Here is a 6,141-nt window from a genome sequence, read left to right as displayed (position 1 = left end):
ACCCTCCTTCTGGAGCGAGGTACGAACCCGGAGCGACGAAGTGCAATGACGGAGCGGCGAGATGCGGTGACGGAGCGCCGAGATGTGGTGATGGAACACCGAGAGGTGCCCGTGACGCCGCGACGCGCGGCACCGAACGCCTTCATCGCCCTCAACAAGGACTGGCGATCGCCGCAGACTCTCGCCTTGCCGCAGGCGGCACGGGGGCGCCGCGTGCTCCGCGTCTGTCGCGACGAGGCCGGCCAGAGTGTGGAGGCAAGCAAGGCCGCGATGGCGGCTGGCGATGAGACTGCCGGCGCCGTTCTCGCCCTCGCTCCTGCCGAGATCGTGTATCTCGTTTGACTCCCACCGAGGTCTTGCATCTCGTTGGCCTCACGCAGAATGTTGTCTCTCTCGTTGGACTCTCGGCGGCGGCCCCAGGTCGGTGATCAGCTTGCTCGAGTCTCAACCGCGCGCCACGATATCTCGCAGTTGTGCGGTGATGACGGCGGCAGGGCCGTGGAAGCGCCGGCCGTGCCCTGGAAGCACCCACTCGCAGGGGTGATCGACGAGCTTCGCCACCGACCGCAATTGTTCGGGCCAGGAATACCAGGCGACGCTGCTCGAGGCGACGAGACGCTGCCGCGTGGGGGACCACCACAGGTGGTCGCCGGAGAACAGGAAGCGCTGCCGGTAGAGGAGCACGGTGTGCCCGGCCGTGTGCCCCGGCGTCGGGATCGCGAGCAGGTCGGGGTCGAGGACGACGGGAGCGGTGCCGTCGAGCCAGCGCTCGACGCCCGCGAGGCCGGCGCTGCGGTCGGCCCGGTGCAGGATGCGGCTGGCGCCGAAGTGCTTCGCCCAGCGGGCATGGTCGGCGACGTCGTCCACATGGGTGAGGAACAGCGTGCGCACACCGCCGAGAGATTCGATGCGCCGGACCAGCGGCCCGGCGAAGCGCGGCGAATCCACCAGCACGTTGCCTTCGGGTCGCAGGATCAGATAGCTGGAGGCGCCGAAAGAGCTTTCGGCGGCGAAGCCGCAGAAGTGCACCTCGTCTTCGATGCGCTCGGGGTACGCTGCCACCGCCTCGGCCATGTCATGGTGCTCCAGCGTGCCGATGGAACCGGTGGGGCAGGTGACGAGGGCCTTGAGGGCGGTGATACGTGCCGTTGCGTCCTGCGGCTGCCGGTACACCGCTGCCTTGTCGCCGGCGTCATGGAAGGTCTCAGGGGCGATGGCCCGGCATTGGTCGCAGTCGATGCAGGTCTCGTCCACGTAGAAATCACCCGGGACGTTTTCGAGCCGCCTACGCTTCGGGTTCGCCATGGCGTCCTCACTGGGTGAGCTTGCGGGGCACGCGGCCCGCCACGACCCAACGGAGCGAGCGGTGCACCTGCGCGTGCAGATCCCGCTCGCGAACAGGCGAGGCCAGGAAGCGGACCGCAGCGAGGAGCGGCACCGCCCGGTCCGGATGCCCGGTGAGGCTCTGGTGCTCCTCGATGGCGGCGAGCGTGGTCTTGAGCGCGTGGGCAACGAAGATGGGGCGGACGAAGCAGTCGCTGCAGTGATCCTCGAGGGCGCGGTACACGAGGTCGACGTTGCTCTCGTCTTGCAAGAGTCGCGCGGCGCAAGCGACGGCCTCCTCGCTGCGGCGCGAGCGGATCGAGTCCACCAGGGTCGGAATGGAGGCGGTGGCGGCGGCCTCCAGCGGCGGCCTGGCTGCGGCGGGCATGTCCATGGGCCGGCCCGTTTGGATGAAGGCCGCGGCTTGGAAGAGGAAGTGGAGCGCCGCCGGTTCGCGGAAGCGGAGCACTGCGTGGCGCACGGCGCTCGCGAAGGTGAGGCGGTGCGTGGCCCAGAGCCAGTTCTCCGCCACCTCTGGATCGGACTCCCAGCGCGTATCGAAACGCAGCAATCGATGGGCGGCGGCGGCGACGAGAGCCTGCGCCACCTCTTCCGGCGTCACACCGCGGCGCAGCGCCTCCCAGACGCCGTCCACGGCTGCGGCGCTGCTGCCGTCGAGGACGGCGTCGCGGAGAGCGGAGGCATCCCAGTCGGTGCCGGGGCGCGCCGCGGCGAAGACGGCAGGAAACTCGGGGGCGAACGTCGCAACGCGGGCGAAGCTGCTCCGCAGGTACGGCAGCCGATCCTCCCGCGTGCCGAGCACGATGCTGTAGACGAGACCCGCCTCGATGTCGCAGGCGTAGTCCGCGTCGACGCGATCGAGGAAGGTCACCGCCTTGACCAGGTAGATCAAGGCGTGGCCGAAGTCGAGGAAGTGGTCGGCGACAGCGCGGCAGAGCCAGCTCTCGATCTCGGCGCGAGGGATCCCGGCCGCGAAGGCGCCGCGCAGCAGTCCCTCGGCGCGCTCGTTGTCTTCGGCCTCGACAGCAGCGCGGAACTCCGCCCCCGTCGCGCCCGGAAGCGGAGTGGGGAGTGAGCGCACGGGCAAGCGCGCGTCGGTGTCGATGCAGAGCTCGAGAACGGGCGCCACGATGGCGAGGGCCGCGACGCCGCGCTGGCGGCCGAGCAGACCGGCGCTGTCGGCTGCCACCGCCAGCACATGACTGCTCCCGTACTCGGCGTGGAGCGCATCGTAACGGCCCACGTCGGCCAGGAGCCGCAGCGGCGCGTAGCCCGAGTGCAGCAAGCGCGCCGCCTCACGCAAGGCCTGGCCAGTATCGCCCTGGTGGAACGCGTCGTCGAGACCGGCGCGCAAACGCGGCCAAGTCGCTTCCGGTGGAGGTTCCGCCAAGTTCACTTCGACGACACCGTCCACGATGCGCACGGGATAGGAGCGGGCGCCTTCGCCTCCCAGGAGGCAAGTGCCGTCGCGCACGTCGAACTTCCAGTTGTGCCAGTTGCAGGTGAGGGTGCAGTCGTTGAGATTGCCTTGGGCGAGAGGATAGCCTTCGTGCGGGCAGCGGTTGTCGAGAGCGAAGACGGCGCCGGCCTCGGTGCGCCCGATCACCAGCTGAGTACGATGCATCTTCCAAGTCGTGAGACTGCCGGGGGCGAAGCTCTCGAGCTCACCCACCCGTTCCCAGGCGCTGGCGACCTCGAGCATGCGCACCTCCAGCGACCTCCAAGGGTGGGCCGGACTCGAAAATAAGTCAAGCAGAGACTTGCTTAATTCAGGGACCCGGCGTTACCCTCGGCGCATGCGGAAGAAGAGCGACGAGAACCGGGGGCCCGGGCGTGGGTCGGCGCCGGCCAGCGCCAGCGGCCGAGACGGCGAGGCCACCCGGGGCCGCATCCTCTTCCTTCTCAAGACCCGCGGGCCCGAGCGAACCGCCGCCATCGCCGCCCGCCTGGGCTGCACCCCGATGGGGGCGAGGCAGCATCTGGCGCTCTTGCAAGAGGATGGGCTCGTCGACTTCGAGGCGCGCCGCCGGGGTGTCGGACGCCCCGCTCGCTGGTGGCGCCTCACACCTGCTGGCCAGGCCCGCTTTCCCCAGGGCTACGCCGAGCTCACCGTGGAGCTGCTCGGGAGTCTCCGCCGCGCCTTTGGTGCCCGCGGTCTCGAACGCCTGGTGTCGGCGCGCACACGGCAGCAGCGCCGCGACTACAGCCAGCGTTTACCCGCGCCCTCGTCGCCCCTGGCGCGCCGTGTCGCGGCTCTTGCACGCCTGCGCCGCTCCGAGGGTTACATGGCGGACTGGCGCCGCCAGCGAGACGGCAGCTATCTCCTGGTAGAAAACCACTGTCCGATCTGCGCCGCGGCGCAAGTGTGCCAAGGCCTCTGCGCCGGCGAGCTCGACCTCTTCCAGAGTGTTCTCGGCAAGGACGTGGTGGTGGAGCGGACGGAGCACCTCCTCGCCGGGGCGCGGCGCTGCGCTTACCGCATCGGGCCCGCCGCGCCAGGAACGGAGTGAGGGCGGGAGGGGAGCGCAGCGCGTATACTGTGACGGTGCGGCGCAGCCGGACCGCTGCACGGTCCACTGCAGATTCTGGCGGTGTTTCGGTAGGCGAAAGAAGGATGCCGCGATGATCCATTCGTCCGAAAGCACTCAGATCGCGCGCAAGCTGGAAGCCGGGATGAAAGAGTGGGTGCGGCAGGGATTCCAGCCCGCCTTCGAACAGAAACATTTCGAGAGCGCGCCCCGCTGGCTGGCGCTCCAGAAAACCGGCAGCGAGCTCTGGCTCGACACCGGCGACATCCAAGGGATTTCCGGACTGTGGAGCGCGGAGTTCCGCGGTCTCACGACGAACAACACTCTCCTCAACGCCGAGGTGCAGCGCGGCCAGTACGACGACCTGGTGCGGAAGACGGCGAAGCGCCTGCGCGAGCTCGAGCCGGAGATCCCCGAATCGCTGCTCGTGCTCGAGATCGCCTTCGTGCTCAACGCCTATCACGGGCTCCGTCTGGTGGAGCGCTTTGATTCCTGGGTGAGCGTGGAGGAGCACACCGATCTCGCCGACGACGTGGAGCTGGCCGTGCTCTACGGCAAGCGCTTCCACGCCATCTGCCCGGAGCGCTTCATCGTCAAGCTGCCGCTGACGCCGGCAGGCTTGCTCGGCATGCGCAAGCTACGCCGCGCCGGCGTACCGGTCAACTTCACCCTCGGGTTTTCGGCGCGGCACAACGTTCTCGCCGCGCGCCTCGGCGACCCGAGCTTCGTCAACGTCTTCCTCGGGCGCCTCAATGCCTTCGTCAGCGACGCAGGCCTCGGCAGCGGCACCGGTGTGGGAGAGAAGGCCACCGCCGCCAGCCAGGAGGCGATCCGGACGCTGCGGCGCGAGAAGCGGGCGGCGACTCGGCAGATCGCCGCGAGCTTGCGCGGCAGCGAACAGGTGTGGACGCTGGCGGGCACCGATGTCCTCACCATTCCGCTCGCCGTCGCCAAGGGCTACCGCGATGCCGCGACAGCGCCACCCACGTCTGCAGGACCGGCGGCCGCGGACATCCGTCCCGAGGTGGAGGCGACGGCGCTCCGGGAGCTGCGCTTCGAGACCTTGTGGGCGATCACACCGGAGCTGGTGGCGGCGGCGGACGCGCTCACGCGCGCCGATCTCGATTCGATGCGCCCGTCCGACCTGGTGGCGACGCTCCGCCGGCACGGCGTCCACGATATCTTCCCCGACTACACGGCGACGGAGATCGAGACGATCCGCAAGGACGGCAAGATCCCGAAGCTGGAGCGCTGGCGGGAACGCCTGCGGGCCGGGACGACGTCCCTCGATGGGCTGCTCAACATCAGCGGCTTGCACTCCTTCGCCGCCGATCAGGAGCAGCTCGACGCGCGCGTGCGCGGCTTGCTGGGCTAGGGCACGACGGCCAGTCCCACTGGTCGCAGCGACCCAACGGGAGGGGCATGGTGGACGAGCTCCGCACCCAGGTGGAGCGCATGCTGCGCGGCGACGGCGCCCACGCCACCTACGAAGACGTGCTGCGCACCTTCCCGTCGCGCTGGGCGGGGGAACGCATCCCGGATCTGCCGCACACTCCCTGGCAGCTCCTCGAACACCTGCGCATCGCCCAGTGGGACATCCTGGAATGGAGCCGCAATCCTTCACACGAGTCGCCGGCGTTTCCCGCCGGCTACTGGCCCAAGGCGGCGACCCCGGATTCGGAGCAGGATTGGAAGCGGAGCGTGAACGCTTTCATGAAGGACCTGGAGGCGATAATCGCCATGGTCCGCGAAGCACCGGATCCCTGCGCTTCCATCCCCCACACCGAAGGTGTGAGCCTGTTGCGCGAAACGCTGCTACTCGCGGACCACAACAGCTACCACCTGGGACAGCTGGTGCAGCTCCGCCGCGCCATTGAGGCGAAAGCGAGCCCGTCAGGCTAGCGTCCGTCCGGCACGTCCAGCCCGCGCCGGTCCTGTAGCACGACGCGACCCTAGCCCGCCCGCATCCAGCGCCAGAGCTCCCGCGGATTCGCCGGCTTGCCATAGAGCAAGATGCCGACACGAAAAACGCGCGACGCGAGATAGGTGGCTCCCCAGCAAGAGAAGACCATGAGGACGAGGCTCGCGGCGATCTCCACCGGGCCCGGGGGCACGGCGCTCGCCAGCCGGTTCACCATCAGGAAGGGGGTGAAGAAGGGGACGTAGGTGAGGACGCGGACCCACCACAGGTCCGGGTGCTGGCCGACGAAGAACATGAGGAACATGGGAATCATGAGGCAGATCCACACCGGCAGCATCAGATTCTGCG

Annotated in this window: 7 protein-coding genes; 4 read left to right on the top strand and 3 right to left on the bottom strand. The window is 69.0% G+C overall.

Annotation, left to right across the window (positions count from 1 at the left end):
* Positions 1-45 precede the first annotated feature (45 nt).
* The gene (locus tag VFE28_04085) at positions 46-342 is read left to right on the top strand and encodes a hypothetical protein (protein ID HZM15160.1); all 297 of its coding nucleotides are present in this window, start codon (positions 46-48) and stop codon (positions 340-342) included.
* 102 nt (positions 343-444) lie between these two features.
* Here VFE28_04085 and VFE28_04080 read toward each other — a convergent pair whose 3' ends face one another.
* A complete protein-coding gene (locus VFE28_04080) occupies positions 445-1,305 on the bottom strand; it encodes an MBL fold metallo-hydrolase (GenBank protein ID HZM15159.1) in 861 nt (286 codons plus the stop codon).
* 7 nt (positions 1,306-1,312) lie between these two features.
* Positions 1,313-3,046 (bottom strand): Rieske 2Fe-2S domain-containing protein, encoded by a 1,734-nt coding sequence (locus tag VFE28_04075; protein HZM15158.1) that lies wholly within the window; start codon positions 3,044-3,046, stop codon positions 1,313-1,315.
* Positions 3,047-3,140: 94 nt separating this feature from the next.
* Here VFE28_04075 and VFE28_04070 point away from each other — a divergent pair, with 94 nt between their 5' ends.
* The 3 genes from VFE28_04070 to VFE28_04060 all read left to right on the top strand — a co-directional run bounded on the left by VFE28_04070 (position 3,141) and on the right by VFE28_04060 (position 5,774).
* The gene (locus VFE28_04070) at positions 3,141-3,854 is read left to right on the top strand and encodes a metalloregulator ArsR/SmtB family transcription factor (GenBank protein ID HZM15157.1); all 714 of its coding nucleotides are present in this window, start codon (positions 3,141-3,143) and stop codon (positions 3,852-3,854) included.
* A 112-nt stretch (positions 3,855-3,966) separates the two neighbouring features.
* Positions 3,967-5,247: a transaldolase family protein gene (locus tag VFE28_04065; protein ID HZM15156.1), complete on the top strand. Its 1,281-nt coding sequence runs from the start codon at positions 3,967-3,969 to the stop codon at positions 5,245-5,247.
* 47 nt (positions 5,248-5,294) lie between these two features.
* Complete coding sequence (locus VFE28_04060; GenBank protein ID HZM15155.1) at positions 5,295-5,774, top strand: DinB family protein; 480 nt, start codon at positions 5,295-5,297, stop codon at positions 5,772-5,774.
* 50 nt (positions 5,775-5,824) lie between these two features.
* Here the strand turns inward: VFE28_04060 and VFE28_04055 are convergent.
* Positions 5,825-6,141: ABC transporter permease (locus VFE28_04055; GenBank protein HZM15154.1), on the bottom strand; the 317-nt coding region annotated here is incomplete at its 5' end.

Source organism: Candidatus Krumholzibacteriia bacterium, assembly GCA_035649275.1.
Taxonomy (GTDB): Bacteria; Krumholzibacteriota; Krumholzibacteriia.
Note: the sequence above shows the minus strand (reverse complement) of the source record. Positions and strands in the feature narration are given on the sequence as shown.

Coding starts and splice junctions, on each gene's coding strand:
- VFE28_04070 (HZM15157.1), top strand. CDS start 3,141: ATGCGGAAGAAGAGCGACGAGAACCGGGGGCCCGGGCGTGGGTCGGCG.
- VFE28_04075 (HZM15158.1), bottom strand. CDS start 3,046: ATGCTCGAGGTCGCCAGCGCCTGGGAACGGGTGGGTGAGCTCGAGAGC.
- VFE28_04080 (HZM15159.1), bottom strand. CDS start 1,305: ATGGCGAACCCGAAGCGTAGGCGGCTCGAAAACGTCCCGGGTGATTTC.
- VFE28_04085 (HZM15160.1), top strand. CDS start 46: ATGACGGAGCGGCGAGATGCGGTGACGGAGCGCCGAGATGTGGTGATG.
- VFE28_04065 (HZM15156.1), top strand. CDS start 3,967: ATGATCCATTCGTCCGAAAGCACTCAGATCGCGCGCAAGCTGGAAGCC.
- VFE28_04060 (HZM15155.1), top strand. CDS start 5,295: ATGGTGGACGAGCTCCGCACCCAGGTGGAGCGCATGCTGCGCGGCGAC.